This is a genomic window from Bradyrhizobium neotropicale (assembly GCF_001641695.1).
In the GTDB taxonomy this organism is placed as follows: domain Bacteria; phylum Pseudomonadota; class Alphaproteobacteria; order Rhizobiales; family Xanthobacteraceae; genus Bradyrhizobium; species Bradyrhizobium neotropicale.
On record NZ_LSEF01000044.1, the window covers coordinates 1 to 2172 of the forward strand.

The 2172-nt window shown below is 59.3% G+C and carries 1 protein-coding gene; it reads right to left on the bottom strand.

Annotated elements, in window-relative coordinates; all coding sequences use genetic code 11:
* Positions 1–78: 78 nt before the first annotated feature.
* Positions 79–1431, bottom strand: coding sequence for an IS1182 family transposase (locus tag AXW67_RS14080; protein WP_063678360.1), 1353 nt, complete (start codon positions 1429–1431; stop codon positions 79–81).
* Between the last annotated feature and the right edge of the window lie 741 nt (positions 1432–2172).

The window sequence follows — 2172 nt, forward strand, 5'->3', positions numbered from 1 at the left end:
CCGATTCCGTTGAAAAAGGCGGCAGTAATCCGATGTATTGGCGCCCGCGCCGATGTAGCCGAACGGCTTTGCTGACCCTTATGCGGGCTTGAGGGTTTGCATCGGGATCAGCTTGGCCAGCTTGCGAAGGTTCTGAGCGGTGGCTGCGAGGGTGAACTCGTCGCGCGCACCGTTTGGGCCTCGTAACCGTAAACGGTCGAGCTTGAGAATGCGCTTGAGGTGCGCGAACAGCATCTCGATCTTTTTGCGGAGCCGACGCGAAGTGCGCCCCTCCCACGATCTTGCGATCTGGCGCGCCATGTCGCGAGCGCCCTCGTAGATCGAGCGCGGCACCCTCCGTGAAGCCTGCTTGGGGCAGCACTGGGACTTCAATACGCATCGATCGCAATCGCGCTTGATAGCGAGGTAAAGCATCGTGGCTCCATCGTTCACCAGCGCTCCGGTCGTGGTGAGGATCTTGCCGTCAGGACAGCGGTAGACGTCCCTTGCATGATCATAGGTGAAGTCTTCGCGCGAGAAGATCCCATCTGTGCGTGCCGACTTGTCGAACACTGTAACGTGTGGCTCGATGCCATGCTCGTAAACCAACCAGCCGAGCATCTCGGCTGAGCCATAGCCGCTGTCGCCGAGAAGCCGGTTCGGATAGAGATCGAACCGCTCCAGCGAGCGCTCAATCATGCGCTTGGCGGCCAACACCTCCGCCTGCCGGATGGCCGTGGTCGCCTCGACATCGACGATGATCGCGTTCTCGACGTCGACCAGGTAGTTCGTCGAGTAGGCGAAGAAGGCTTGGCCGCCGTGCGCCCCCGTCCAGCGCGCCGCCGGGTCGGCAGGCGACACGAACTTCGGCGTGACCTCGGTCGCTGCGCCGAAAGCGGCATCATCGAGGACAGCCAGATACTCATTGATCGCTCGGCCGGCGGCCTCCGGTGGAAGTCCCTTGTCGCCTTCGATTCCCTTCTGCCGATTGGCGTCGGCCTTGATCAGGCTCGCATCGACTGCAAATCCTTCACCGCCGACCAGCCGCTCCTCAATACAGCGGTGTAAAACGCTCTCGAAAACGCGACGGAAGAGATCGCTCTCCCGGAAGCGGCCATGCCTGTTTTTGGAGAATGTCGAATGGTCCGGCACCGCCCCTTCCAGACCCAGCCGGCAGAACCACCGGTAAGCCAAATTGAGGTGGACCTCATCGCACAGCCGCCGCTCCGATCGGATCCCGAAGCAGTAACCGACTAAGAGCATCCGGATCATCAGCTCGGGATCGATCGAAGGTCGGCCAATACTGCTATAGAAAGGCGCCAGGTCCTTCCTAATCTGTTCAAGGTCGACAAATCTATCGATCGACCGCAGCAGATGGTCGGCGGGAATATGCTTCTCGAGCGAGAATTCGTAGAACAACGCAGCCTGTTCGACTTGCCGATGTCCCATCATGATCTTCAGTCCTGCCACCTAGACAGACTGAATCACTGATCCCTCTGCGTCGCAACAGCCGCCTTTTTCAACGGAATCGGCCCTCAGCTGACCTCGACCGCCCCCGCAGCAATGCTCTGCTTTCAGGGCTGGAGGCCGACCAACGCTGCAACCGATCCCGGCTTCCGATTGTGACCCAACTGAGACATTGGCGGTATTGGGCCAGCGACTCGCTTGCGGTTGAAGATCAGTGTTCTGTCAGCCCTACCCGTCGGAGAATGTCGCTATAGCGGGCGCGATCCGCCGCGTGAACCAATGTGACGCGCTCCACCCCTGGCGTTAACCATACGGCGGTTTCTCGTACCTGACGGCGGACGCTTAATGCTCGTTTAACACTCTCGCACAAAAGATAACGATCAGCGCGGAGATCAATACGCAGAGAGAATACCGGCAGGAATTCATCCTCTAGGGTGATTGCTTGAGAACACCTCTCATCATCGCGCTGGCCGCGACCTTGGTCGGCTGTAGTCGTCAACCACCGCGCCAAGCGGCCATAGAATCGTGCACTGACAAACATGGCTTCGCCTGCTCCAATAGGACGGCTGCCGATCAGCCGATTAAACTCGCGTCATCCAAAGCCAATAGCCGAACAAAATCGGCCAAGTTTACAATTGCGGCAGCCTCCGAAAAGCAGCCGGCTCATCGTGGCCGTGACAGGGGGCCGGCACATCTCGCTACCAAGAAGGCGAAACCTACTGTCAC

What these genes read in the sequence shown, in the direction of transcription:
- AXW67_RS14080 (WP_063678360.1), bottom strand. Translation starts at nt 1,431, where the DNA reads ATGATGGGACATCGGCAAGTCGAACAGGCTGCGTTGTTCTACGAATTC.